Genomic DNA, 26,135 nt, shown 5'->3' on the forward strand with positions numbered 1-26,135 from the left:
GGAGACCATGCAAAAACCGACAAGTCGCATTTTACTGATAAACGACGAGAAACTGGTATTGAAAGAGTTGTGTAAGGGCTTGAGCACGGCGGCCAAACAACTTGAAAACCCTTTCGGTATCTCGTTTCTAGGCGTTGCCACCGCTGAAGAAGCGATCACTGCCATTCGCGAATATGGCGATATCCAGGCAGTGATCGTCGACGATAAGACCTACAACCTGACCCAGACTCCCGGCAAAGGCCGCCGCAATGGCCGCCCTGCCTTACAGATGTCGGCGCTGGAGCTGATCCATACCATTCATGATCTGCGCCCCGAGCTCGATGTCTACGTGCTGATCGCCCAGGACAGCGAAAGCACCATCGTCGATGTGCTTTCGAACGAAGCCGTCGACGGCTACTTCTATCGTGAGGAGCGCGACTACCCGGGCTGGTATCGCATCCTGAACGCCCAACTCCAGGAACGCGCCCGTACGCCGTTCTACGACCAGCTCAAGCAATATGTGTTCATGGCCAAGGACGCCTGGCACACCCCGGGCCACAGCTCGGGCGACAGCTTGCGTGGCAGCCCGTGGGCCGAGGATTTCTATCACTTCATGGGCGAGCATATCTTCCGGGGTGACCTGTCGGTGTCGGTGCCCATGCTCGATTCGCTGCTCCATCCGACCGGCATCATCGAAGAGGCGCAGCAGGTGGCGGCCAAAGCCTTCGGCGCCCGCCGCACCTTCTTTGCCACCAATGGCACCTCGACGGCCAACAAGGTGATCCTGCAAACCTTGATCGCGCCGGGCGACAAGCTGCTGCTCGATCGCAACTGCCATAAATCGGTCCATCACGGCGTGGTGATCTCGGGCGCGGTGCCGATCTATCTCGATTCGAGCACCAATACCGAATACGGCCTGTTCGGCCCGGTGCCCAAGGCCACCATCTTCAAGGCGATCGAAGCGCATTCCGATGCGCGCGCCATCATTCTGACTTCCTGCACCTACGACGGTCTGCGCTACGACCTGCGGCCGATTATCGAAGCGGCTCATCAACACGGCATCAAAGTCATTATTGATGAAGCCTGGTATGGCCACGCCCGTTTCCATCCGGCTTTCCGACCGACGGCGCTCGAGGCTGGCGCCGACTATGCGACCCAGTCGACCCACAAGGTGATGTCGGCCTTCTCGCAGGCGTCGATGATTCATGTCAACGACCCCGACTTCAACGAGCATGTGTTCCGCGAGAACTACAACATGCATACCTCGACCAGCCCGCAATACAGCATGATCGCGAGCCTGGACGTGGCACGGCGCCAGATGAGCATGGAAGGCTACAAGCTGCTCGACCGCACCTTGCAGCTTGCCCAGGAAACCAAGGAGCTGATCAACTCGACCGGCGTCTTCCGGGTGCTCGAACTGAACGATCTGCTGCCCGAAGCCGTCAAGAGCGACGGCGTGCAGCTCGACCCGACCAAGCTCACCGTCGATATCTCGGCCTCGGGCTATACGGTGGACGAGCTGCAAAAGCTGCTGTTCGAGCGCTTCAATATCCAGATCGAGAAATCGACCTTCAATACCATCACCCTGCTGCTGACCATCGGCACCACCCGCAGCAAGGTATCGCGCCTCTACGACGCCCTGATGCGGATTTCGCGCGAGGGCCGGGCGCCGCGCCGCATCTACCGCACGCCCGAAGTGCCGCATTTCACCAAGCTCGCCTTTCTGCCGCGCGACGCCTTCTACTGCGGCGGCGAACTGACTCCGCTGCTCGACGAAGCCGATGCGGTCAACCAGAAGCTGGCCGGTCGTATCTCGGCTGACCAGATCGTGCCTTATCCGCCCGGGATTCCGGTACTGGTGCCGGGGCAGGTGATTACCCCGGAGATCATCAGCTATCTGGTCAATCTGCTGCGCAGTCAGAAGCAGGTCGAACTGCACGGGGTGGTCTACGACGGCTGGTTGCCTTGTATCCGGATGTTGACCGAAGCCGAGGCGGGGCAATTGCTGCCGCTTGACGAGCGCTGCCGTCAGTTGGCGAACGTCTAGATGAGTGCAGTGGCCGAATACGACCGCGAGCAGATCGCGGCGCTGATCGAGGAGGCATGGCGGCAGCAATATATCGATCCCGATCTGGCCCGGACCCTGGCAGTCCAGGCCCGCGATCAGGCATTGCTGCGTTACGACCGTGCGGCACTGGCTGAAGCCAGCCTGTGCCTGGCTTACTGCGAACTGCGCTATGGCGAGTCCGAGCCGGCCCGGCAGATGCTGGTCGAGTTGCGGCCACTGCTGCTGGAGCTGGACAACCGCCGTGCCTTGCTCCAGCTCGATTACGGCCTGGCCGTGATCGAAGCGTCCCGGCAGGATGCGGAAAGCGCCTATGTGCGCTTTCTCGAGCTGGCGGCCGAGGCTGAGCAGACCGGGACTGCCACCGACCGCTTTCTGATCGCCAATGCGCTGGGCACGGCGGCAGCCGAGGCCGGTCAGCAGGAAACCGGGCTGCGCCATTTCTATCAGGCGCTGTCGCTGGCGCGTGAGCACCGCTTCGGGCCTCAGCTTGCGCTGGTGCTGTCCAATCTCGGCTCCTGCCAGCATGACGCTGGCAACTATCAGGATGCCATCCGTTTCCTGAGCGAGAGCTTTGATCGGATGCAGACCGAGCGGCTCGATGCGCTGGCGCCGCTGGTGGCGGGCAATCTGGCGATGTGCCAGCTGGCGATGGGCGCGACCGAGGCGGCATTCGAGACGGTGGCTGCTTACCTTGAGCGTCCCGCCGAGCGCCGTCATGCCGCCCGTGGCGATCAGGCATTTTTCCAGGCCATCGCCGCCCATACCTTTGCCGTGCGCGGCGACTGGGAACGGGCGCGCCAACACGCCTCACTGGCGCTGGTCGATGCCAAGGCGTGTGGTGACCGGCGGCTACAGGCCCATGCCTGGTGGGTCAGCGGTCTGGTCGAGCGCGGCCTGGGCAATGCCGAGGCGGCGCTGGCGGCCTTGCGCCAGGCCGAGCTTCATGTGGGCGGCTTGAACGACCTCTACTATCCGATCCAGATCTATCTCGAACTGGCCCAGACCCTGTCGACGCTCGAGCGCTGGCAGGAAGCCTTTGTCTATCTCGACTTGCACCGCGAACTGCAACAGCAGTCACAGGGCAGTGCCACCCGGGTGCGTCTGCAAAGTACCCGGATCGAACACGAATTGCTCGAAGCCGAACGCGAACGCGATTTCGCCCTGCTCAAGCAGGCCGAGGCCGAACGTGCACGGCGCGATCTGGAGGCGCTCAATCTGGAACTGCAACGACGGATGGCCGAGATCGAAGCGCTGCAAAGCCAACTGCGCGAGCAGGCGATCCGCGATCCGCTGACCGACCTGTTCAACCGGCGCTATTTGCAGAACGAGCTCCACAGCGAGCTGCGGCTGGCCGAACGACGTCACTACCGGCTATGCGTGGTGCTGATCGATGTCGACCATTTCAAGGCAGTCAACGATACCTACGGCCATCCGATGGGCGATCAGGTGCTGATCGAGCTGGCCACCTTGCTGCGTGCCAATATCCGGGGCAGTGACTTTGCCTGCCGCTATGGCGGCGAGGAATTCTGCCTGGTGCTGGCCGATATCGACGTGGCAGCGGCCATCGCCCGGGTCAGCGATCTGCTCGAGCGCTTCCGCGCCGTGCGGGTCGAGCTGGCAGGACAGACAGTCGAGCGGCTGAGCTTCTCGGCCGGGGTGGCCGAGTATCCACGCGATGGCAACGACCCCGACAGCCTTTTGCGGGCCGCGGACCAGGCGCTGTATCGGGCCAAGGACAATGGGCGCAACCGGATTGAGATCGTCGAGGCCAAGCTGGCGGTAGTCGAATGGTAGATTTTTGAAATTTTGTTTATAACAGTTACTAAATCTCGCAGTGAGTGGGCCGAAAATTTTATTTCTGGCCCATTTTCTTTTGACGGGCCCTAGGCGGTGAATGTCGCTGGGGTGAAAAATCATGTCGCATTGGCGAAAATCCTGCTTGACCGCCTGGGCTACCTTCGGTCAATCTCGATCCTTCCTGCATCGATTACCGCCTGCTGAGGCCCGCCATGAGCGTCAAACATTTCCTTCAGTTTGCTGATTTCAGTCGCGATGAACTGCAATACCTGCTCGATCGCTCCGCCGTGCTGAAGGAACGTCACCGCCGAGGCATCAGCTACCGGCCGCTGGTCGGCAAGACGCTGGCGATGATTTTCGAAAAGACCTCGACCCGCACCCGGGTGTCGTTCGAAGCCGGCATGAACCAGTTGGGCGGCCATGCGATGTTCATCAATTCCAAGGACACCCAGCTTGGCCGGGGTGAACCGATCGAAGACGTGGGCCGGGTGATGAGCCGAATGGTCGATGTGATCATGCTGCGCACTTACGAGCAGCAGATCATCGATACCTTTGCCGCCTACTCATCGGTACCGGTGATCAATGGCCTGACCAATGAATACCATCCGTGCCAGATCCTCGCCGATCTGTTCACCTATGTGGAGAAGTTCGGCAGCATCGCCGGCCGGCGGGTGGCCTGGATCGGCGACAGCAACAATATCTCGCGTACCTGGTTGCAGGCGGCGCGGATGTTCGATTTTCAATTCCGGCTGGCCTGCCCGCCCGGCTATGAGATGAAGATTCTCGACGGCCAGCATTACGGCCCCGAACATTTCTTCCAGACCAATGACCCGCTTGAAGCGATCGTCGGCGCCGATGTGGTGTCCACCGATGTCTGCGTATCGATGGGCTTCGAGCGTGAAAGCCTGCAACGGCGCGTTGACTTCCTGAACTATAAGGTCAGCAGCGACCTGATGCGCCGCGCGGCGCCCGGCGCGGTGTTCATGCACTGTCTGCCGGCGCATCGGGGTGAGGAGGTCGACCCCGATGTGCTCGACGGTCCGCAGTCGGTGGTGTGGGACGAGGCCGAGAATCGCATGCATGTGCAAAAGGCGCTGGTGGAGTATTTACTGCTGGGACGGGTAGACGACTAAACAATTGATTATATACTGAAATCTGACCACCCTTTGGCGCGGCGCCGTCGCGTCGACTCAGATTCAGGAGGAGTACGATGTTAGACCACCTGGGCATCTATGCCAGCGATTTCGAACGATCCAAACTGTTCTACCGCGCGGTACTGGGCGCGATTGGCTATAAACCCCTGCATGAAATGACGGCTCGCGATACCGGCCTCGTGCCGCTGATCGGTTTCGGGGTCGAACATGCCGATTTCTGGCTGGGCGGTTCGAGCGCCGCGCGGCCGGTCACTTGTGGCAGCTTGCATATTGCCTTCCGCGTCAAGAATCGGGCCGGGGTCGAGGCGTTCTATCAGGCGGCGCTCAAGGTCGGCGGCCGCGACAACGGTAAGCCCGGCCTGCGCCCGGAATACCATCCGCACTACTACGGCGCTTTCGTGCTCGATCCCGATGGGCATAATATCGAGGCCGTCTGCCACGAGCCCGAATAGCTTGGCCTGGCGCCCCCGGCTGCGCGGTATTCCCGCCGCCGGGGGCGTGTTGTGCCGGAATCCAGCTGCGGGCGTGTCCGTTCAACGCCTCTTCCCTAGCCATCCATGCCCCATATCGTTCTCGAATACAGCGACAACCTGCCCGATCCCGTCGATTTCCAGGCCCTGTTTGCCCAATTGCACGCGGCCCTGGTCAATCTGGGCGATGTCCATCTCAACGAGATCAAAAGCCGTGCGATCAAATGCCATGACTGGCGTGTCGGCGACGGCCATCCGCGTCATGGCTTTGCCCATCTGAAACTCTATCTGCTCGACCGGCGCAAGACCGAGTTCAAGCGCCGCGCGCTGGCGGCGATGAAGCCCATTCTGGCGGCGCACTACCCGCGTTCGCTGATCGGCCTGGAGTTCCAGCTTTGTCTGGAAATCATCGATATCCGCAGCGACGCCTACGACAAGCTGGTGTCATCGGTGTCGCACTAGCCCTGTTTCCTTCCCCACTGCGTCAAGGTTCATACCATGTCCGATAGCAAGAAAGTCGTGCTCGCCTATTCCGGCGGCCTGGATACCTCGGTCATCCTCAAGTGGCTGCAAGACAACTACCGCTGCGAGGTGGTCACTTTCACCGCCGATATCGGCCAGGGAGAGGAGCTGGAACCGGCCCGCCAGAAGGCGCTGCAACTGGGCATCAAGCCCGAGAACATCTTTATCGATGATCTGCGCGAGGAATTCGTGCGTGACTTCGTGTTCCCGATGTTCCGCGCCAATACCATTTACGAAGGCGAATACCTGCTCGGCACCTCGATCGCCCGGCCGCTGATCGCCAAGCGGCAGATCGAGATCGCCAACCAGGTCGGCGCCGATACCGTCAGCCACGGGGCGACCGGCAAGGGCAACGATCAGGTGCGGTTCGAGCTGGGCTATTACGCGCTGCGTCCGGGTATCAAGGTGATTGCGCCGTGGCGCGAGTGGGACCTGCTGAGTCGTGAAAAGCTGCTGGCCTATGCCGAGTCGGCCGGCATTCCGATCGAGATGAAGCACAAGCAGGGAGGGGCGCCGTATTCGATGGATGCCAATCTGCTGCATATCTCCTACGAAGGCCGCCATCTCGAAGACCCCAAGGCCGAGGCTGAGGAGTCGATGTGGCGCTGGACGGTGAGTCCCGAAGCCGCGCCCGATGCGCCGCAGTACCTCGATCTCGAATTCGAGCGCGGCGACCCGGTAGCCCTCGACGGCGTGCGTCTGGCACCGCATGAGATGCTGGCCAGGCTCAACGAGATCGGCGGCCGCCATGGTATCGGCCGGCTCGATCTGGTGGAGAACCGCTATGTCGGCATGAAGTCGCGCGGCTGCTACGAAACCCCGGGCGGCACGATTCTGCTCAAGGCCCACCGTGGCATCGAATCGATCACGCTCGACCGTGGTTCGGCCCACCTCAAGGATGAGCTGATGCCGCGCTATGCCGAGCTGATCTACAACGGCTACTGGTGGAGCCCCGAGCGTCGGGCCATCCAAGCACTGATTGACCAGACCCAGCAGTTCGTCAACGGTTGGGTGCGACTCAAGTTGTACAAGGGCAGCGTTCAGGTGGTCAGCCGCGATTCGAAGGATTCGCTGTTCGACCAGACCATCGCCACCTTCGACGACGACGGCGGCGCCTACAACCAGAAGGATGCCGAAGGCTTTATCAAGCTCAACGCGCTGCGGCTGCGGATTGCTTCGGCCAAGCGCGGCTGATGCGGGCAGCCGCTTGGTGCATTCCCGTTCAAATCGGAGTCGGCACGAAAACTCGTTGAGGACGAGGCTTTCGCACCTTCGGGTCCCGACACGCTGACGCCGAATTGTCCGGAAATGCGCTCGGCCGTGCGGCCTGGCAGCTCTGTCCGGCTGCGAGGGTGTGGGAGTCTGTGGCAGTAGATAAAAGGCCGGCCCTTTCAAGGGCCGGTTTTTATGGGTGGTGTAGTAAGGAAAATGTAAAAATATTTTATCTTGGCTTCTATTGCCTGCCTTGGCTTGCAGACGTTTTTCCTAAAAATTGATTTTTGCAAGAATTTGCTGTTTCCTCTGCTGGGCAAGCTGTTCCGTTCAGCCTCGATTTAGCCCGTGGACGCTACAGTTGCGCCTTGAATCTTGCGGGAGCGCAGCTATGAAAGCACTGATCGTTTCAGCCTTGCTGCCGGCTTTGTTGGGCGGCTGCGCCGCCTTGTCGGAATCGGAATGCCGGGTCGGCGACTGGTACGGCATCGGTGAACGCGACGGCCGCAATGGCCGGCCCGACCGGATCGGCAGTTATGCTGAAGCATGTAATAAATACGCGGTCCTGCCCGATATCGGCGACTACCAGAGCGGCCGCGAACGCGGATTGCGCAGCTATTGCCTGCCCGAGAACGGCTACCGCGAAGGCCGCTCGGGCAGCAGCTACCAGGGCGTCTGCCCGGCCGAGACGGCTTCGGCGTTTCTGCGCGAATACGAGCGCGGCCGGGTGGTGTATGAGCTGGCCCAGCAGGTCGACCGGCTCGATCATGAAGTGCGCCGGCTCGGCCGCGATATCGATCGGCTCGAAGATGCCTACCGCCAAAGCAAGGACGATAAGGAAAAGCACCGTCTGTCACGCGAGCGACGTGAGCTGGAACGGCGGCGCCATGCCGTATTGCTCGATCTGTCGCTGCTGCGCAGCCGCCTGGTGTTGCATCACTGACAAACTGGGCACGGCAACTGCTGCGTAGAGGCTAGACGTCCACCGACCGTTTGTCCGAGGAACCACAGCACAGCTGCTGAAGGTCGATATTGGAACCAGGCGGACGCGATGGGAATGGAGGCCAGCCATGACATGCGAACGTGAAAGACAGATAAGGCGCGAACTGGGTTTCGATCTGGTGGCGGCTGCTTACCGAGCCCAGGAAATGGGGCAACTCACCAGCGAGTTGGATCCATTCAGCAAGCAGGCCACTCCTCCCGCCCCCATCCTCGCTACCCCCACCCCACAGAGCGGTCGACGACGTCGGCGCAACGAAGGCCAATGAAATCGTGCGACCGGGCAAACTGCCCGGTCGGGATTGGCCTGATCAGACCAGCGGCGGCAACGGCCCGTGCTGGTGATAAGGAATCGGGCGCAAATCCTTGCTGATCGGTTTGAGTACCCAGTGATGCGGATGATGTTCATCCTTGGCTTGCTGGATCAACTTGGACAGATAGACCAGCGACCCCACCAGCAAGGCCAAGGCCAGCGATCCGGCCAGCAGCAACGGAATCCACGGCTGCGACACAAACAGCACCACGGCAAATACCAGCGTCAGCAACAACATGCCGTTATACCAACCGACCTGGCGTTTCAGCGATTGCATGATGGTCTCCTAGTCAGCAAAGCGGGAGACAATTGGACAATGGTGCCGTCATGCCGGTTTGACTCAGTTGACGAACGGTTGGAACTTCGTCGGCTGCCTTCTTCCCCCTCTTCGTATTCCAATAACTATCCTATCTAATTGCTCGGGCGGATACTGCTAGTGTCATATCAGGCTTGAAAGATTTATTTATAAATAAAAACCGCTTAAATATTTGCAATGAATATTGCATATATTTTTATATTTCTGACGTGATTGCGGTATTTCTATTAAAGATAGAATGCAGGAGATTTATTGATGGGTTTTTGTTGGAGGCAGGCTGGTCAGACGGGTGCAGAGTGGACAGTTGATAGCGCTTCTCTGAACCAGTGGACGAGCCGAAAAATGGGGCTTTCTCTGGGCGTTCGGGTGGCACTGGAGAACGGTTTTTTGACGCCAAATTGAAGGAGAATGGGCTGTGGCGACTGCTCAATGATTTCCTTGCAGCAGCCCCAGCGGTGCGCCCTCGGGGTCGGTCAGGACGGCAAAGCGGCCGACGCCTGGTACATCGGTCGGCGGTACATCGACCCGGGCATCGAGACGACTTGCCAGGGTTGTACTGGCGTGGCAGTCCGCGACGCGGACATAAGGCAGGCAGTGCGGCTGGGCTTGGCCTGGGTTGAGTCGGGTCAATCCGACCCGGCCTTGTCCTCCGCGTTTCAGCACGTAATAGCGACCGTTATCGGTCGCCATGCTGTCGTGGTCGTAGCCAAAAGCCTGGCGGTAGAAAGCCAGTGCCCGATCGGGGTCGGGTAGCAGCAGTTCATTCCAATACCAGTCACCGCAGGACACATTGGCCGCATCGGGCCGGTCGCCCTGGCACGAGCACCATAGCGATAAGGTCAGTCCCTGGGGGTCGGCGACCAGCGCGGCACGACCAAGCGGAGGGAAGTCAGTCGGTGGCATCGACACCGTGCCGCCGGCGCTGTTGACGGCGGCGCAGCAGTCATCGACATCATCGACCGCCAGATAGCCGAGCCAGTAGGCCGGATGACCGGCCGAGGCGCTGCGCAGCGCGCCGATGGCGTCTTGGCCGTTGAGGATCATCCGGTAGCCTTCCGCCAGCACCTCGGTGCGCCAGCCAAACAGTGCTTCATAGAAGCGTTCGCTCGTTTCAGGGGCTGGACCGATGTGATCGAACCAGACGAATTTCCCAGGCAGATAGCTCATACGGATACTTTCGCGACCGGCGGCGGTGGTTCTATCGGCATAGCGGAGCCTCCTGATCGACGCAAGCACGCCGATTGTGGAAAACCCGTAGCTGAGCCGCTTATCGACTGGCACTGGCTTGTGTTATGGTCGTCTTCCAGGATCGCTCCACAAGCGGTGTCTGCAATAAAAAGTAACACACGAGGGGATAAGCAATGTCGTTTCTACTCCGCCTGGCGGGCTGGATCGACGCGCTCAACGAACGCGTCGGGCAGTTCGCTAAATGGCTGGTATTGGTCTGCGTATTGATCAGTTCCGGTAATGCCTTGAGCCGCAAGCTGTTCGGGCTTAGTTCCAACGCCTGGTTGGAAATCCAGTGGTACCTCTTCTCTGCCGTCTTCCTGCTCGGCGCCGCTTATACCCTGAAACACAACGAACATATCCGCATCGACCTGCTGCTGAGCCGGTTGAGTCCACGTCGGCAAGCGATGGTCGATATCGCGGGGGGCCTGTTGTTCCTGCTGCCGATGGCCATCGCCGTGAGCTACTACGTCTGGCCGGTGGCGGTGCAGATGTATGTGAGCCAGGAAGCGTCGAGCGATCCGGGTGGGCTGATCCGCTGGCCGGTATGGTGGCTGATACCGATCGGTTTCGCTCTGCTGATTCTGCAAGCCCTGTCGGAAATCGTGAAGCGGATTGCCTTTCTGCAAGGCCGCATTGCTGATCCCGCTCAACCTGCCGCCGGAGGTCAGCCATGAACCACGGCGTGCTCGCGCCCTTGATGTTCGGCGCACTGATCATCTTTCTGCTGCTGGGTTATCCGGTGGCGTTCTCCCTCTCCGCAGTCGGCCTGCTGTTTGCGCTGATCGGCATCCAGGCCGGTCTGATGCCGGTCGAACTGCTGCAGGCGCTGCCGCAGCAGGTGTTCGACATCATGCGCAACGAGACGCTGATGGCGATCCCGTTCTTTACCTTTATGGGGCTGGTGCTGGAACGCTCCGGCATGGCCGAGGACATGCTGGAAACCGTCGGCCAGCTGTTTGGCCGGGTGCGCGGTGGCCTGGCCTATGCCGTGATCTTTGTCGGGGCGCTCCTGGCTGCGACCACCGGGGTGGTGGCGGCGTCGGTGATCTCGATGGGGCTGATCTCCCTGCCGATCATGCTGCGCTACGGTTACGACAAGCGTCTGGCTTCCGGGGTGATCGCCGCCTCGGGCACCCTGGCCCAGATTATTCCGCCCTCGCTGGTGCTGATCGTGCTGGCTGACCAGATGAGCGTGTCGGTCGGCGATATGTACAAGGGCGCCATGGTGCCGGGCCTGCTGCTGGTGGCCTGTTATGCGCTGTTCGTGTTCCTGGTCACGATCTTCAAGCCCGCTGCCGCCCCGGCCTTGCCGCCTGAGGCGCGCAATCTGCGCGAGCCTGACGGCTCGAACGGGTTGCCTTCGCTGTTGGTAGTGTTAGCGCTGTCGGTGGCTGTGGGCTGGTTTGCCATCGGGCAGATTGCCGATGCCGACACGGCTACCGATTCCAAGGTGGTGATCGGCATGGGGTCGGCCACGGTGGCCGCCTGGGTGATCGCCTTTGTTCACCGGCTGTTGCGGCTCAAGCTGATGTCGAGCGTGGCCGAGCGGGTGACATTTGTGCTGGTGCCGCCACTGGCGCTGATCTTCGTGGTGCTGGGCACGATCTATATCGGCGTGGCCACCCCGACCGAAGGTGGCGCGATGGGAGCGGTTGGCGCTGTGATTATGGCCATGCTCAAGCGTCGGCTGAATCTGGGTCTGATGCGCCAGGCCATGGACAGTACCTTGAAGCTGACCACCTTTGTGGTGTTTATCCTGATCGGCGCCCGGGTGTTCCGGATTGCGTTCATCGGTCTTGAAGGTGATGTCTGGGTTGAGCATCTGTTCGATGGCCTGCCGGGCGGGGTGGTTGGCTTCCTGGTGGTGGTCAATATCCTGATCTTCGTATTGGCCTTCTTCCTCGATTTCTTCGAGATTTCCTTCATTATCGTGCCGCTGCTGATGCCGGTGGCGATCAAGCTTGGCATCAACCCGATCTGGTTTGGCGTGATGCTTGGCGTCAATATGCAGACTTCCTTCCTGCATCCGCCGTTCGGCTTTGCCCTGTTCTACCTGAAGAGCGTGGCGCCCAAGGAGATTCGCAGCATCGATATCTATTGGGGAGCCGTGCCGTTTGTATTGATCCAGATCGTGATGGTCGGTGCGGTCATCGCCTTCCCCGAACTTGTCACCCACTTCCTCGATAAGGCGCCACCTGCCTTGGAGAACCCGAGCGAGATGCTGGAGAGGCTGCAGTCCGATCCCACAGGCCCTGAGGGCGATAGCGACAGTGCCGACCTGTTGCGCCAGATGGGGGTGGACCCGGCAACCGCTCCCGACCCGGTAAGTCCTGCAACACCTGAGGCGCCACCGGCGGAGGACCCGGCGGCCCTGCTTGAACAGGCAAGCAAGCCCTGACACGAGCCATAACCGCGTGCCGGCGGCTGGTGCCGCCGGCGCCACAACCCCCGAAAAGAAGGAGAGTAGAGCGTGGAAAGACGGAATTTTCTGAAGGGAGCCGGCGGTGCCGGTATCGTTGCCGCCAGCGTAGCGGCCCCGGCCATTGCGGCTGAACCCACGGTGCAATGGCGCCTGACCTCCAGCTTCCCCAAGAGTCTCGATACCATCTATGGCGCAGGGGAAACCCTGGCCAAGCGGGTGTCCGACATTACCGAGGGCAAGTTCCAGATCAAGGTCTATGCTGCCGGGGAAATCGTACCGGGTCTGCAGGCGCTCGACGCCGTGCAGCAGGGGACGGTGCAGCTCTGTCACACGGCGGGCTACTACTATGTCGGCAAGAACAAGGCATTTGCCTTCGATGCCGCGCTGCCTTTCGGTCTGACCTCGCGCCAGCAGGCAGCCTGGATGTATTTCGGCGGCGGCATGCAGCTGATGCGTGATTTCTACCGTGAATTCAATGTGATCAACTTCCCCGGCGGCAATACCGGGGCACAGATGGGCGGTTGGTTCCGCAAGGAGGTGAAGTCGCTCGCCGATGTCAAGGGCCTCAAGATGCGCATTCCCGGCATCGGTGGCGAAGTGTGGGCACGACTCGGTGCCGTGCCGCAGACGCTGGCTGGTGGCGATATCTATCCGGCGCTGGAAAAGGGCACGATCGATGCGGCGGAGTGGGTGGGTCCCTACGACGACGAGAAGCTCGGCTTTTATAAGGTGGCCAAGCACTATTACTACCCGGGCTTCTGGGAACCGGGTCCGCAACTGTCCTTCCTGGTCAATGCCGCCGAGTGGGCCAAGCTGCCCAAGCATTTCCAGGCGGCTTTCGAGGCGGCGGCGGCCGAAGCCAATATCACCATGCAGGCCGAGTACGATGCCAAGAATCCGCTGGCCCTGGCCAAGCTGCTGCAAAATCAGGTGAAGTTGCTGCGCTATCCGACCGATCTGCTCAAGGCTGGCCAGACGGCAGCGTTTGCGATTTATGAGGAAGAGGCGGCCAAGAATCCGGCCTTCAAGAAGATCTACACCGAGTGGAAGAAATTCCGCTCGCTTGAGCACGCCTGGTTCAATCTGGCGGAAACCCAGCTTGAGAGCTTCATGTACAGCAATAAGGTCAAATAGTCAGGCAAGCACTGGCAATGAAAAATAACAAGCCAAGAGGGTGCTATAGGGGAGGATAGATGGAGTTAAAAACTAAATAAACAGAAATCCAGGCGGATCATCCGCCCTGATGCAGAACCCGCGCCTTGATCGGACGCGGGTTTTTCGTTTCCGCCGCGCGCAGGCAAGAAAAAACCGACCCGTAGGTCGGTTCTTTCTGCACGGCGCTAAGAAGCGAATTACTGCTTCGGAGCTTCAGCCGGGGCCGGAGCCGGGGCAGCCGGAGCGGCAGCGTCAGCCGGAGCGGCCGGGGCAGCAGCCGGAGCGGCGGCGTCAGCCGGAGCAGCCGGGGCAGCGGCGGGGGCAGCAGCGTCAGCCGGAGCAGCCGGGGCAGCCGGAGCTTCGGTCGGAGCCGGGGCCGGGGTGGCTTCCGGAGCGGGTTCGTTCTTGGAGCAAGCGGTCAGGGCAACGGCCAGCAGGGCAGCAACGAGCAGAGATTGTTTCATTTTTTACCTTTGACAGTGATAGTTCAGAACACAAGTACGCAAAGCAATCGACCGTTGATCGAGGGCTTTAAATTAAACCTTTGACGCATCAAAGACGACCGACTAGAAGATTCTAACAGCTTTTTGGCGGCTGGGAATAGGGCGTGCAGGGGCTCGCATCGGGGTTTGATGCTAATTTGTTGTTTTTGATGGGTTTTTTGCTGTATTTGTCCAGAAAAACCCAGGGTTGGCGCGATGAAAGGAAATTGTCAGATAAACAGCCGTCGCCCCTCACTGGGCGGTACGGCAATTTCCCACATCGACTCGAAGCGCTGACGGCAGCCAGCAATGGTGCGGCCCTCGCTGGTCGCTTCGCCCCGCATGGCGTCGGCGTGGTAGCGCCGCACCAGCAGGCCATCGGCCAGCAACCAGTTTTCCCGTTCGGTCTTGTGGCTGTCGTCGATCAGCCGGACTTCAAACGCATGGCCATACACCGCCAGGAGCGAAGCGAGCCGGGGACAGTGGCGATGAAAATAGTTGTCGTCATGCAACAGCAGGCGGACTCTGGCGAGCCGCGAACCGGCCAGCATCCGTTTCAGGGCATCGGCACTGGCGCGCTCGGCGGCGCCGGCGGCTGACAGATCGATATCGAACCAGTCGACGCGGCGGGCAGCCTGCTGTAGCGCGAACTGGATCTCGACGCGGTATTGCTCCAGGGTGTCGAAGGGACGGGTGGTCATCGTGCTTGGTTGCTGAGCCAGCGTAACAGTTCCCAAGCGGCCCAAACGAATAGCAGACCTCCCATGATCTGGCGCACCCGGCCATGCTGGCGCCAACGGCCCAGGCGCTCGGCCGCCAGTCCCATGGCCAGCAGATTGGGCAGGGTGCCCAGCCCGAAAGCCAGCATAGTGGCGGCACCGCGTTCCGCTGAACCCGCTGCGAGCGCGCCCAGTGCGGCGGTGTAGACCAGTCCGCAGGGCAGCCAGCCCCATAGTGCACCGGCAGCGAGTGCGCCACCTGGACCGCGAATCGGCAACAGCCGCTGTAGACGCGGTTGCAGATGACGCCATAAGCCGCCGCCCAGCCGCTCGATCCGGGTCAGCCATGCCGCCCAGCCACCGAGATACAGTCCCAGCGCCATCATCAGCAGCAAGGAGACCAGATACAGCCCATGCTGGACCCAGACTGCATAGGGCAGCCAGGCAATGACACCGGCCACGCCGCCCATCAAGGCACCGATCAGGCAGTAGCTGCCGATGCGGCCAAGCTGGGTGGTCAGCAACAAGGGCCAGCGCGGCCGGTCCGCCGGCAGTTGCAAGGCGATGGCAGCGCTCAAACCGCCGCACATGCCAAGGCAATGCACGCCGCCCATCAAACCGGCCAACCACCAGCCAGCCAGATTGGCTAGAAATGAGGAATCGAACATCGAGAGAGCTTAGCAAAGCCCCCCTGGGGCGTCATCCTACTGGGCTGGTCGGAGGAGACGGCGCGATGGTATCGGCTGAGGCCAGGCGGGAGGGAAGTGCTCAGGCCACCTCTGTCTGACAGAAGGGCGAGAAGCCTCTACATCGCTTTCATCTGTCGCAGTGGGGCGGTTGAGAACCAGGCCGCTAGATAATGCGCGAGAACCGCGCCATATCGCGTGCCTCGCTCAGATAGCGGTCAAAGGTCAAGGCGACTGCCCGTGCCAGCAGGCGGCCGCGCGGCGTGATAACGATGCCGTCGGTTTCCAGCTCGATCAGGCCATCGGTGGCGAGTTGTTCGAGCCGTGGCCATTCACGCGCGAAGTAGTGGCGGAAGTCGATCAGATAGGCGGTCTCGATCGGTTCAAATGCCAGTTCAGACTGGCATAGCAGCGCCTGGATCACCGCCCGCCGCACCAGATCGTCAGCATTGAGCGTCAGGCCACGGGCGATCGGCAGGTGGCCCCGGCGCAGGGTATCGTAATATTCGTTGAGTTCGCGCTGGTTCTGGCTGTAATGCGGGCCGATCTTGCTGATGGCCGAGACGCCCAGGCCGATCAGATCGCTGTCGGCATGGGTGGAATAGCCCTGGAAATTGCGCTGCAAGCGACCTTGGCGCAGCGCTACCGCCAGTTCATCGTCAGGCAGGGCGAAATGATCCATGCCAAGGTAGAGATAGCCGGCTTCGAGCAGGGTGCTGACCGCTTCCTGCAATAGTTCGAACCGCAGCGCCGGCGGCGGCAGCTCGGTCGGGTTGATCAGGCGTTGCGGCTTGAAGCGTTCGGGCAGATGGGCATAGTCGTACAGTGCAATCCGGTCGGGACGCCAGCGCCGCACCGTGGCCAGGGTGGTGGCAAAGCCCTTGGCACACTGGCGTGGCAGGCCGTAGATCAGGTCGATATTGATCGACAGAAAGCCAAAGCGCCGACCTGCCATGATCGCCGCTTCGGTCTGTTCGGCCGACTGCACCCGGTTGATGGCTTGCTGTACCGATTGGTCGAGGTCCTGCACGCCCAGGCTGATCCGGTTGAAGCCCAGCACGGCCAACTGGGCCAGGGTATCGGGCGCGAGTCCGCGCGGATCGATCTCGATCGAGCATTCACTATCGGGCTGACGGTTGAAATGGCGCTCCAGCATCTGCATCAGCCGCTTGAGCTGGTGCGGCGCAAAGAAATTGGGCGTGCCGCCACCCAGATGAAGCTGGTCTATCGTGCTGTGCTGGTCGAGCAGGTGGGCCTGCTGGGAGATTTCCAGCGCCAGATGGTCGAGATAGAGGTCGGCGCGCGAGTGGTCGGTGGTGACGACCTTGTTGCAGGCACAGAAGTAGCAGTCGCTCGAACAGAAGGGCAGATGGACATACAGACTGAGCGGTCTCACCCAACCGAGACGACGGCTGGCCAGAGCCTGGGCATAGCTGTCTGCATCGAAGGATTCATTGAGGCGATCAATGCTCGGGTAGGAACTGTAACGCGGCCCAGCCCCGCCATAGCGCCGAACCAGCTCGGCATCGAAGGCTACATCTTGCGGCAGAGGGAAAGCGGAGATGGCCATGGCGCGATACCGGGGTTAGGTTGTTCGTAGTGTAAATAGCGGGCAAAATTCCCACTTTGACCTCGATCAAGCGCAAGGGGCTACCGATGCCGTCGCAGCCAAGACCGGTACAGGAAATCAAAGAAGTCTTCGCCTTACCGCAGCTCAAGGCCGTGTGCTCCAATTGCAGTCTGCGTGAACTGTGTCTCCCGCTTGGCCTGACGGCCGAGGAAATGGACGCCCTCGACCGCACCATCCACCAACGTATTCCCGTCAAACGCGGCGCGACCCTATTTCGTGCCGGCGACTCGTTCCGCTCGATCTATGCGGTACGCACCGGTTTCTTCAAGACCTGTGTCAGCGCCGAAGACGGCCGTGAGCAGGTCACAGGCTTTCATATGTCAGGCGAGCTGATCGGGCTCGATGCGATCGGTGTCGAGCGTCACGGCTGCGATGCCGTGGCGCTGGAAGACTGCGAAGTCTGCGAGCTGCCGTTTGCCCGGCTCGAAAGCCTGGCTCGCGATATTCCCGCCCTGACCCGCCATTTCTATAAATTGATGAGCCGAGAAATCGTGCGCGACCAAGGCGTGATGCTGCTGCTTGGCAATATGCGGGCCGAGGAGCGCTTGGCGGTATTCCTGCTCAATCTGTCGCAGCGGCTTGCCGCGCGCGGCTTTTCCTCCACCGGTTTCCATCTGCGCATGACCCGCGAGGAGATCGGCAGCTATCTTGGCCTCAAGCTCGAAACGGTCAGCCGGGCTTTTTCCAAGTTCCAGGCAGACGGCTTGCTCAAGGTACAGAACAAGTATGTCGAACTGCTCGACCCGGTCGGACTCAAAAACCTGCTGGGCGGTTGCGCCAGCTTGCAAGGTCAATAATCTGCCAATTCCAAAAAGACAGATGCAAGACTTAGTCTTGCAATGTTTTTCTTGTGGAAAAAAACATGCAAAAAGTTGCTTTACGCGCCGCCCTATTGTTGCTGGCTGGTGCCGCAGCCCAGGCGGGCGGTCTGGCTCAGCTCAAGGTCTTTGTCGATACCACCCAGGCCTTCCAGGCCGAATTCAGCCAGACGGTGAGCCAACCGGGCGGCAAGAAGCCGCAGACGGCCAGCGGCGTGGTGGCGATCCAGCGGCCGGGCAAATTCAACTGGCGCTATCAGCAGCCCTACGACCAGCGGGTGGTGGGCGATGGCAAGAAGGTCTGGATCTACGACCCCGACCTCAACCAGGTCACGGTCAAGCGGCTCGATCAGGCACTCGGTTCGAGTCCGGCAGCGCTGCTGGCCGGCAGCAACGACCTCGAGCGTGCCTATCGCCTGAGCGAGCAGGCGGGCCGTGATGGGTTGGAATGGGTCGAAGCGAGTCCGCGTTCGCGCGACAACACCTTTGAAAAAGTGCGGATGGGCTTTCGCGATAACCAACTGGTGCAGATGGAGCTGAACGACAATTTCGGCCAGACCACCCGTATCCGCTTCGACAAGGTGGTGCGCAATCCCCGGCTCGATCCCACCCAGTTCAATTTCGCCCCGCCGCCCGACGCCGATGTGGTGTCGGCCGACCAGCAGTAGAGGAGCGGCGTTCGCGCCGGGCCGCCATGACTGCCGATCTGTTTTCGCATTCCCCCCGTGCACCGCTGGCCGAAGCGTTGCGGCCGACCCGGCTCGATGAGGTGATCGGCCAGCGCCATCTGCTCGGACCGGGCAAGCCTTTGCGGCTGGCGTTCGACGCGGGCCGGCCGCATTCGATGATCCTGTGGGGGCCACCTGGCGTGGGCAAGACCACGCTGGCCCGGCTGACTGCCAGCGCCTTTGGTTGCGAATTCATTGCCCTGTCGGCGGTGCTGTCGGGCGTCAAGGATATCCGGGCGGCGATGGAGCAGGCGGAGCTGCATCTGGCACAAGGTCGCCCGACCATTCTGTTTGTCGATGAAATCCACCGCTTCAACAAATCGCAGCAGGATGCGCTGTTGCCGTTTGTCGAATCGGGGCTGGTGACGTTCATCGGTGCGACCACCGAGAACCCGTCGTTCGAGGTCAATTCGGCACTGTTGTCGCGGGCCCAGGTCTATGTGCTGCGCGCGCTCGACGAGGCGGAACTGCGCGAGCTGTTTGCCCGGGCGCACAGACTGACACTGGCCCAGCTCGACTTCACGCCCGAGGCGGTGGATATGCTGGTCGCCTATGCCGATGGCGACGCCCGCCGTTTGCTGAATCTGCTTGAGCAGGTCGATACGGCGGCCGGCTCCTCGGGCCTGCGCCAGATCGATGCCGCCTTTCTGCGCGGCGCCCTGGCGCTCAATGCCCGACGCTTCGACAAGGGCGGTGATCAGTTCTACGACCAGATTTCGGCCTTGCATAAATCGGTACGCGGTTCACATCCGGACGCCGCGCTGTATTGGCTGTGCCGGATGCTCGACGGCGGCGCCGATGCCGCCTATCTCTCGCGTCGGATCGTGCGGATGGCCTGGGAGGATGTGGGGCTGGCCGACCCCAAGGCGCTCCAGATCGCCAACGATGCCGCCGCCACCTACGAGCGGCTGGGTTCGCCCGAAGGCGAATTGGCCCTGGCGCAGGCGGTGATCTATCTGGCCGTGGCGCCCAAGAGCAATGCGGGCTATCTGGCCTTCAAGGAGGCGATGGCCTTCGTGCGGCAGGACAAGTCGCGCGAGGTGCCCGTCCATCTGCGCAATGCGCCGACCAGGCTGATGAAGGAGCTTGGTTATGGCCGCGAATACCGTTATGCCCATGACGAACCCGAGGGCTATGTGGCTGGTGAAAATTACCTGCCGCAAGGCATGGCCGAGCCGACGTGGTATCGTCCGGTCGCGCGTGGCCTGGAGATCCGAATTGCCGAGAAGCTCGCCCATCTGCGTGAGCTTGATCAGGCTGCGGGTAAGCCCTAGTAGTATTTTCCCCAATCATTGGAAATAATCGCGCCGGTCTTCGCCGGGATCGGACGCTAAGTCTTGATTTGTTTTGAAAAAACAGTGTTTCCCCAGACGTGCCGGTTCGACCGGCTGCGGCGACCGTCGTCAGGCGGGATTTCCCCGCGTTCCTTCTCCGTTCCCCATCCGCGATGCCTGGGCAGCCGGGTCATCGGGAGAGGACGCATCCGTTGAATAAGCGGTAATCGGCAGGAAAAGGTGGTCTGGCGCACTGATGCGCCAGCCCGACCACAGGCTGTGGCGGCCATTGGCCCGGTTTCGGGCAACAGGCGGGTGGCATCGACCGGGACAGGTTCGAGCACTCGCTGTCTTTGCTATTGGTTTTTGATATGTCATTGCAACAATATTTTTTGCTGAACTTCGCTGGCGTAGCGAGTTCAACTACTGAATCGCGATAATTTCTACAGGAGTCGTGGAAGATGATACTGAACAAAGTCCGTAATACCCTGGAGCGCGAGCGTCGCTTGCCGCTGTCTGAAGTCGCCCGCTTGATTGGCACCACCATGGACGGCGCCTTGTTGCTGCTGCAACCGTGGATCGCCCGTGGTCGCGCCCGGCTGACCACCGCCAAATCGGCGCGTAGCCGTGGTTGCGGCACCTTGTGCGGCGATGTGCGCTGGGTTGAGTGGGAAGACGGCCAATGGCGCCCGGAGCAGCGCCCACCCGGTTGACCGAGGTGAGCGCCGAGGGCAGAGTGCCGGCATTACGCCATTCTTCCATCCTCTCTTGTCTGCCCTCGATCCCGACCGCTTCCTGCTTCGCACCGATCGTCTGCTGCTGCGTCGGATCGTATCCGACGATCTGCCGGCGCTATACCGGCTCTATTCCGATCCTGAGGTCATGGCGTTCGCCAGCGACCCGGTCTTCACCTCCCCTGGCCTGATGGCCTGTTTTCTTGCCAGCGTCGAGCGCGGTTACGCGAGCGGCGACTACTACGAATTTGCCGTGGTGTTGCCCGAGGTCGGGCCGATCGGCACCTGTTCCCTGCATAGTTTCTCAGCCGACCGGCGCGAGGCCGAGCTGGGGTATCTGCTGCGGCGCGATCTGTGGCGACGCGGCCTGATGTCGGAAGCGGTGGCGCGGCTGCTGCGCTGGGGCGCTCAGGCGCTTGCTCTGCAAGCGGTCGGGGCCGAAGTCGATGCAGGCAACGAAGCCTCGTGCCGTTTGCTGCAGCGATTGGGATTTGTCGAACAGCCCGACCGGACAGGCTGCTACCGCTTGGTGCTGGCCGAACCTGCCCGCTCTGATCGGTGAAGTCTGCATTTGCGGGAATGGTGATGTTCCGTGGTGTTCGGACAGCTGGCGCATTTCCCGCCAATTCGGAGTCAGCGTGTCCGGCCCTCAAAGCGCAGGCGCCTGGCACTTCATCAGGCTTGGCGGCGATTCCGATCTAAATGGAAATGCGCTAGCGGACACATCGACACGATGTGTCCGTTTTTCATGGGTCGGACGCCCCGGCTAGGTCGGCTCAGCGCTGTCTGAACTCGATATCGTCAATCGCCAGATCCGAGCCATCGCCGCTCAATTGCGCCAGGCGTAGGGTAATTTCACCTTGTCTTGCCGCACTTAACCCTGTTTCCACCATGACCGTGCCATCGGTAGGCACCGTGGCGGTTCCCGAGGCCAGGGTCGTGCCCGACGCATCGAGCACCCACCAGCCCACGCTATGGCCGCCAGCCCAATATTGGTAGTCGAGCAGGCGAAAGCGCTCCAGTACCACACTGGTGCCGGCGTCGGGTGTCAGCACGAAATCGTGGTAGCTGCCGGAACCGCCGCTTTGCAACTGGGCCACTCCGCCTGCCCAGTTGCTATCAACGATGGCGCTGCCCCGGCTGCTGTCGTAGCTGTCCCAATAGGCACCGCCATAGGCCTGAAAGCGCACCGTCACGGCTGGGGTTGCAGCCGCCCGGTCGCCATAGCCTTGATTGAGCGCGCTGTCGTTGCCCGGATTGTGCGGTAGGCCGGCAAAGTCGAGCCGGGTGCTTACCGGGTCGCGCAGCCGTAGCCGCACCCAGACGCCCCGGTGGTCGGAGGGAAACTGTCCGGCCTGGCCGTAACCGATTCCCTGTCCATAGGCGATACGTGCCAGTGCATCGCCAGACGGTCCGACCAGCCCGGCATCGAGCGCGCTGAGCCGGGTGCCACGGTGATAGATCAGGTCGATCCGGTCCTGTGGCTCAGTCACACCGGCAGGGTAGTGGGTATCGCGGTAGCTGGGCCCATACAGCGGCGACCAGGTTGGACCGGGCTGGGCAACTTCGTCCGGGAAGACGGTCCGGTAGCTGTCGAGAAAGCCTGCCTCGACAAATGTCCTTGAAGTCGGCCAGGGAACGACCGCACGTTGCAGACCCGCCTGAGCGGCGCGCGCGCTCCAGTCGAGATGGGATGGCTCGTTGAAGTCGCCCAGCAAAACGGTCGAGCTATCGCCGAGCGCCCCGCTGCGACGCATATCTTCCAGGTAGTTCTGTGCTTCGCGGACCCGGGCCTGCTGGTCGGCGACCACGGCATTGACGCCGGCGCTGGTGCGCGGGTCACGCAGCGGACCGCCAAAATATGCAATGCCCGCCAATTGATAAGGCCCATAAGGCGCATGGGCCAGATGGGCATTGAAGACCCAGAGCGGCTGTCCCGCCACATCGAGCCGCACGCCAAGACGTTGCGGCGAGACTGCGCTGATCGGGTAGCGGCTCAGAAAGCCCAGATCGCTGCTGTGATGGAAATACCAGCCCGGCCCGAGCGCTTGCCGGATCGCCTCGCCATCGGCTGCACGATTGAGTTCCTGCAAGCCGACCACGCTGGCCTGCGAGCGCCGGATCACCTCGACGATATTGGCCCGCGCCGCAGCGCCGCCGGTGTCCGAATGCCAGATATTGAAACTCAGCACATCGATAGTCTGCTCTGCCGCCAGCACGGCAGCAGACACCGCCATGGTGGCGGCCAGCACGACGGAACGGGTGAAGTGCATGACAATCCTCCTCAGGATGAGATAAGGGCCGGTTTGGACCGGTTCGACAGGTCTTATCCTAGGTGGGGAATATTGCAGCAGCAGGAGAATGCGTCTTGGGACTCAGGTCTGCGCAGCGTTGTGGTGGTTGATGGGCCGATCTTGGGAGGGGAGAAAAAATAAAAAAACAGGAAAATAGATCTCTAGATGAGCGGCTGATAATTTCCGAGAGTGAAAATTTTTTAAAGTGTTTCTTGATGCTTCCAGCCTCAACGGTCCGGTATCGATGAAAGCCCGATTCCAAGCAGCAACGCTCAGCAGCAACTGACAAATGGCTGCCTTCTTGCCGGGACGACAACCGCCCGTCGGCTATATGTAAAAAATGTCACGACGAGGGCTGAGCAGATGAAGTCGTTGAGATGGCGGGTTCTGCTGCCTGCTTTGCTGGCGGTATCGAGCTGGGCAGAGGTGCGGATTCTAGCGGCCGATATCACGCCGTTCGCCTATAGCGAAGACGGCGTGGCCAAGGGGGCGGCCTGTGATCTGGTGCGGGAGATGGCCAAGCGGGTCGGTCACTCGGGCAAGATCGAGGTGGTGCCCTTGGCGCGGGCGCTTGAGACCGCCAAGCATGTGCCCAATGTGCTGATTGTGCCGATCGCGCGCACACCCAGCCGGGAAGCGAGCTATACCTGGATCACCCATCTCTGGGATGAACGATTCCTGCTGCTGGCCAGGGACGATGCCAAGGCCGATATTTCCAACGTCGCAGCCGCCCGCAATCTGTCGGTGGGAGTCATGCGCTCCTCGGCCGGGGTGAAACTGGCAGAAGAAGCGGGTTTTACCAAAGTCGAAGAGGCGGTCAATGAGGAAGTCAACGCCCGCAAATTGCTCGTCGGCCGCATGGAGGTATGGCTGTCATCGGTCAATGCCGTGACATCAGCTCTGCACAAGACTGGGATCAGCCAGGATAGGGTACGACGCGGCGCCGTGTTGCAGACCTTCAAGATCCATCTGGCCGGTTCGCTGGGGCTTGAGCCGGCCGAAGTCGCCAAATGGGCGGCAGCGCTTGAAGCGATCAAGAAGGATGGAACATACGACCGGATCATGACCCACTACCAATACGAACCCTGAAGCCAGCGCATGGCTGGGCAAACCGGCGTCAGCGGGTCCGGACACTGCGCTGCAGGTTCAGGCTGATCAACCTGAGTGGCCAGCGACGCTGGTCTAAACAGAAAAGCACTAATCGGCCCGGCGGCTGATCGACTCGCGCGGCACGCAGAAGGAAGGGCCGCTGTAGCGGAGACTGTCGGCCGTCTCGCGGGACTCAGCAAAACCAAGCCAGAAGTAGCCACAGAGGTCGATATCGACCACCACGGTGGTGTGGCCGATAAAACCGCGCAGTTCGAGCTGCTCGCTTTTGGGCAGGTCGTGGAGCAGCCAGTCGGGCAAGCCCAGCAGCGTTACCCGGTCGCCGATTTGAATATCGTTGTTCATATGCGAAAGAGGCGGCGCCGGTAGGCGCCTGGGAGGGCACTTGGACTGAGAAGCGGGGCCGCATTCTATCCCAACTTGGCGGCGCTGCCGGCCTCTGCCGTGAATTGCCAGTCTCGATCAATCGCACTATCGTCGCGCTTTTCCCTGTTCGACCACTGCCGTGACCGACTTCCTTGCCGATCTCCGCGCCGTTCTGCCGGCCGTTGCTGTTCGTACCGATCCCGACTCGCTGGCGCCGCGTCTGCTCGATCAGCGCCAGCGCTATCAAGGCGCTGCCCAGGCGCTGGTGCTGCCGGCAAGCGCCGAGGAAGCGGCTGCGGTGCTGGCGGTGTGCCGGCACCATCGGGTGGCGGTGGTGCCGCAGGCCGGCAATACCGGGCTGGTCGGGGGCGCGACGCCGCCTTACGAGGGGCGCTCGATCGTCCTTGCTTGCGACCGGCTCGACCGGATACGCCATATCGATCCGGTCGGCTACACCATGACCGCCGAAGCCGGTTGCATCCTCGATCACCTCCATGACGCCGCGAGCCAGCACGACCGCCTGTTTCCGCTCTGGCTCGGCTCGTCGGGCTCGGCCCGGCTGGGCGGGCTGCTGAGCACCAACGCCGGTGGCCTTCAGGTGCTGCGCTATGGCAATGCACGCGAGCTGTGTCTGGGCATCGAAGCGGTGCTGCCCGATGGCCGCCTCTACCATGGCCTTCATCCACTGCGAAAACGCAATGTCGGCTACGACCTCAAGCAATGGCTGATCGGCGCGGAAGGCACGCTGGGCTTTATCACCGCCGCCACGCTGCGGCTGTGGCCCCGGCCACAGGGCAGGGCGACGGCGCTGGTGGCGCTCGATGACCTGTCCGCCGTCCTCAAGCTGTTCCAGGCCGCCAAGGCACAGTTGGGCGAAGTGCTGAGCGCCTTCGAGCTGATCGGTGCCGCGGCACTCTGCCAGACGGCCATGCAACGGCCAGATTGCGTGCGACCGTTCGATCCGCCACCGCCTTGGGCCGCCTTGCTCGAAGTCAGTGGCGGCGAGACGGATGCGGTGCTGGAGGAGCGCTTGGGCGAGTTACTGACGGCCGGTGGGTGGACTGAGGCGGTGCTGGCGAGCAGCCTGGCTCAGGCCGAGGCACTGTGGACCTTGCGTGAAGCGATTCCGGACGCCCAGCGTCGCGCCGGCCCCTCGATCAAGCACGATATTTCGCTGCCGCTCGACCGGCTGGCCGAGTTCGTGGCACTGGCTTGCGCCCGACTCGCCACCGCGCTGCCCGAGGCCCAGCCCGTGGTGTTTGGCCATATCGGCGATGGCAATCTGCATTTCAATCTATCCCTGCCCCGTGAGGCGGTGGACCGCTTCGACGCACTCGAAGCACACGCCAATGAGCTGGTATTCGAGCTGACCCGCGCCTGCGGCGGCGATATTTCAGCCGAACATGGCATCGGCCGCTTGCGGCGCGAACAGGCCGATCGCTGGCTCGATCCGGTCGAGCGAGGCTTGATGCGGCAGATCAAAGCCTGTTTTGATCCCGATGGACTGATGAATCCGGGGGTGTTGCTGTAATCGGGGGATGGCGAAATATTAAATAAAAAGGAAAAATCATTGCTGGATATATGGCGGATAAAAATATTTTCAGAAAATATTATGCAAATATAACGCTGTTCCTCTCAGCAGTTTCTCCCGAACTGCGAC

The 26,135-nt window shown here is 61.4% G+C and carries 26 protein-coding genes; 18 read left to right on the top strand and 8 right to left on the bottom strand.

The features are described from left to right. Positions 1-58: 58 nt before the first annotated feature. The 8 genes from ACFOW7_RS19300 to ACFOW7_RS19335 all read left to right on the top strand — a co-directional run bounded on the left by ACFOW7_RS19300 (position 59) and on the right by ACFOW7_RS19335 (position 8,470). Positions 59-2,026 (top strand): aminotransferase class I/II-fold pyridoxal phosphate-dependent enzyme, encoded by a 1,968-nt coding sequence (locus tag ACFOW7_RS19300; RefSeq protein ID WP_378167484.1) that lies wholly within the window; start codon positions 59-61, stop codon positions 2,024-2,026. Then, a complete protein-coding gene (locus ACFOW7_RS19305) occupies positions 2,027-3,841 on the top strand; it encodes a diguanylate cyclase (protein WP_378167487.1) in 1,815 nt (604 codons plus the stop codon). Positions 3,842-4,056: 215 nt separating this feature from the next. Then, entirely contained in the window at positions 4,057-4,977 is a 921-nt protein-coding gene (argF, locus tag ACFOW7_RS19310) for an ornithine carbamoyltransferase (protein WP_378167489.1), read from the top strand. Positions 4,978-5,054: 77 nt separating this feature from the next. Continuing rightward, entirely contained in the window at positions 5,055-5,450 is a 396-nt protein-coding gene (locus tag ACFOW7_RS19315; protein WP_378167491.1) for a VOC family protein, read from the top strand. A 105-nt stretch (positions 5,451-5,555) separates the two neighbouring features. Further along, positions 5,556-5,930, top strand: coding sequence for a 5-carboxymethyl-2-hydroxymuconate Delta-isomerase (locus ACFOW7_RS19320; protein WP_378167493.1), 375 nt, complete (start codon positions 5,556-5,558; stop codon positions 5,928-5,930). 36 nt (positions 5,931-5,966) lie between these two features. Then, positions 5,967-7,184 (top strand): argininosuccinate synthase, encoded by a 1,218-nt coding sequence (locus ACFOW7_RS19325; RefSeq protein ID WP_378167495.1) that lies wholly within the window; start codon positions 5,967-5,969, stop codon positions 7,182-7,184. 409 nt (positions 7,185-7,593) lie between these two features. Then, positions 7,594-8,145: a DUF2799 domain-containing protein gene (locus ACFOW7_RS19330; RefSeq protein WP_378167497.1), complete on the top strand. Its 552-nt coding sequence runs from the start codon at positions 7,594-7,596 to the stop codon at positions 8,143-8,145. Between the two features lie 127 nt (positions 8,146-8,272). Next, positions 8,273-8,470: a hypothetical protein gene (locus tag ACFOW7_RS19335; protein ID WP_378167499.1), complete on the top strand. Its 198-nt coding sequence runs from the start codon at positions 8,273-8,275 to the stop codon at positions 8,468-8,470. 42 nt (positions 8,471-8,512) lie between these two features. Here the strand turns inward: ACFOW7_RS19335 and ACFOW7_RS19340 are convergent, their stop codons facing one another. Further along, positions 8,513-8,791 carry a hypothetical protein gene (locus tag ACFOW7_RS19340; protein WP_378167501.1) on the bottom strand — a complete coding sequence of 93 codons (279 nt, stop codon included), beginning with the start codon at positions 8,789-8,791 and terminating at the stop codon, positions 8,513-8,515. Between the two features lie 465 nt (positions 8,792-9,256). Beyond that, entirely contained in the window at positions 9,257-9,997 is a 741-nt protein-coding gene (locus tag ACFOW7_RS19345; RefSeq protein WP_378167503.1) for a VOC family protein, read from the bottom strand. 194 nt (positions 9,998-10,191) lie between these two features. On the opposite strand from ACFOW7_RS19345, the gene ACFOW7_RS19350 reads away from it, so the two are divergent. The 3 genes from ACFOW7_RS19350 to ACFOW7_RS19360 all read left to right on the top strand — a co-directional run bounded on the left by ACFOW7_RS19350 (position 10,192) and on the right by ACFOW7_RS19360 (position 13,616). Beyond that, positions 10,192-10,734: a TRAP transporter small permease subunit gene (locus ACFOW7_RS19350; protein ID WP_378167505.1), complete on the top strand. Its 543-nt coding sequence runs from the start codon at positions 10,192-10,194 to the stop codon at positions 10,732-10,734. Further along, positions 10,731-12,458, top strand: a complete 1,728-nt coding sequence (locus ACFOW7_RS19355) for a TRAP transporter large permease (RefSeq protein WP_378167507.1) — start codon at positions 10,731-10,733, stop codon at positions 12,456-12,458. The genes ACFOW7_RS19350 and ACFOW7_RS19355 overlap by 4 nt, the downstream gene beginning before the upstream one ends. A 72-nt stretch (positions 12,459-12,530) precedes the next feature. Further along, positions 12,531-13,616, top strand: a complete 1,086-nt coding sequence (locus tag ACFOW7_RS19360) for a TRAP transporter substrate-binding protein (protein WP_378167509.1) — start codon at positions 12,531-12,533, stop codon at positions 13,614-13,616. A gap of 218 nt (positions 13,617-13,834) precedes the next feature. On the opposite strand, the gene ACFOW7_RS19365 is transcribed toward ACFOW7_RS19360, so the two are convergent. The 4 genes from ACFOW7_RS19365 to hemN form a co-directional block, all read right to left on the bottom strand. Beyond that, positions 13,835-14,101: a hypothetical protein gene (locus ACFOW7_RS19365; RefSeq protein WP_378167511.1), complete on the bottom strand. Its 267-nt coding sequence runs from the start codon at positions 14,099-14,101 to the stop codon at positions 13,835-13,837. 248 nt (positions 14,102-14,349) lie between these two features. Continuing rightward, the gene (locus ACFOW7_RS19370) at positions 14,350-14,820 is read right to left on the bottom strand and encodes a DUF7931 domain-containing protein (protein WP_378167513.1); all 471 of its coding nucleotides are present in this window, start codon (positions 14,818-14,820) and stop codon (positions 14,350-14,352) included. Next, positions 14,817-15,506 carry a sulfite exporter TauE/SafE family protein gene (locus ACFOW7_RS19375; protein WP_378167515.1) on the bottom strand — a complete coding sequence of 230 codons (690 nt, stop codon included), beginning with the start codon at positions 15,504-15,506 and terminating at the stop codon, positions 14,817-14,819. The genes ACFOW7_RS19370 and ACFOW7_RS19375 overlap by 4 nt, the downstream gene beginning before the upstream one ends. A 184-nt stretch (positions 15,507-15,690) precedes the next feature. Continuing rightward, positions 15,691-17,094: an oxygen-independent coproporphyrinogen III oxidase gene (gene hemN, locus ACFOW7_RS19380; RefSeq protein ID WP_378167517.1), complete on the bottom strand. Its 1,404-nt coding sequence runs from the start codon at positions 17,092-17,094 to the stop codon at positions 15,691-15,693. An 86-nt stretch (positions 17,095-17,180) separates the two neighbouring features. Between hemN and fnr the strand changes: the two genes are divergently transcribed. From fnr to ACFOW7_RS19405, 5 genes are all read left to right on the top strand, one after another. Next, the gene (fnr, locus tag ACFOW7_RS19385) at positions 17,181-17,951 is read left to right on the top strand and encodes a fumarate/nitrate reduction transcriptional regulator Fnr (RefSeq protein ID WP_378167519.1); all 771 of its coding nucleotides are present in this window, start codon (positions 17,181-17,183) and stop codon (positions 17,949-17,951) included. Positions 17,952-18,016: 65 nt separating this feature from the next. After that, the gene (gene lolA, locus ACFOW7_RS19390; RefSeq protein ID WP_378167521.1) at positions 18,017-18,640 is read left to right on the top strand and encodes an outer membrane lipoprotein chaperone LolA; all 624 of its coding nucleotides are present in this window, start codon (positions 18,017-18,019) and stop codon (positions 18,638-18,640) included. 26 nt (positions 18,641-18,666) lie between these two features. After that, positions 18,667-19,974, top strand: coding sequence for a replication-associated recombination protein A (locus tag ACFOW7_RS19395; protein WP_378167523.1), 1,308 nt, complete (start codon positions 18,667-18,669; stop codon positions 19,972-19,974). A 461-nt stretch (positions 19,975-20,435) separates the two neighbouring features. Then, a complete protein-coding gene (locus ACFOW7_RS19400; protein ID WP_378167525.1) occupies positions 20,436-20,687 on the top strand; it encodes a FeoC-like transcriptional regulator in 252 nt (83 codons plus the stop codon). Positions 20,688-20,742: 55 nt separating this feature from the next. Further along, positions 20,743-21,270 carry a GNAT family N-acetyltransferase gene (locus ACFOW7_RS19405; RefSeq protein WP_378167527.1) on the top strand — a complete coding sequence of 176 codons (528 nt, stop codon included), beginning with the start codon at positions 20,743-20,745 and terminating at the stop codon, positions 21,268-21,270. A gap of 214 nt (positions 21,271-21,484) precedes the next feature. Here ACFOW7_RS19405 and ACFOW7_RS19410 read toward each other — a convergent pair whose 3' ends face one another. Further along, entirely contained in the window at positions 21,485-22,981 is a 1,497-nt protein-coding gene (locus tag ACFOW7_RS19410) for an endonuclease/exonuclease/phosphatase family protein (protein WP_378167529.1), read from the bottom strand. Between the two features lie 384 nt (positions 22,982-23,365). On the opposite strand from ACFOW7_RS19410, the gene ACFOW7_RS19415 reads away from it, so the two are divergent. After that, positions 23,366-24,091: a substrate-binding periplasmic protein gene (locus ACFOW7_RS19415; RefSeq protein ID WP_378167531.1), complete on the top strand. Its 726-nt coding sequence runs from the start codon at positions 23,366-23,368 to the stop codon at positions 24,089-24,091. Between the two features lie 108 nt (positions 24,092-24,199). Here ACFOW7_RS19415 and ACFOW7_RS19420 read toward each other — a convergent pair whose 3' ends face one another. After that, positions 24,200-24,454 carry a hypothetical protein gene (locus ACFOW7_RS19420; protein ID WP_378167533.1) on the bottom strand — a complete coding sequence of 85 codons (255 nt, stop codon included), beginning with the start codon at positions 24,452-24,454 and terminating at the stop codon, positions 24,200-24,202. Between the two features lie 160 nt (positions 24,455-24,614). Here ACFOW7_RS19420 and ACFOW7_RS19425 point away from each other — a divergent pair, with 160 nt between their 5' ends. Next, positions 24,615-26,006 (top strand): FAD-binding oxidoreductase, encoded by a 1,392-nt coding sequence (locus ACFOW7_RS19425; protein WP_378167535.1) that lies wholly within the window; start codon positions 24,615-24,617, stop codon positions 26,004-26,006. The last annotated feature ends 129 nt before the right edge of the window (positions 26,007-26,135 follow it).

This window comes from Chitinimonas lacunae, from assembly GCF_042650885.1.
Lineage (GTDB): Bacteria > Pseudomonadota > Gammaproteobacteria > Burkholderiales > Chitinimonadaceae > Chitinimonas_A > Chitinimonas_A lacunae.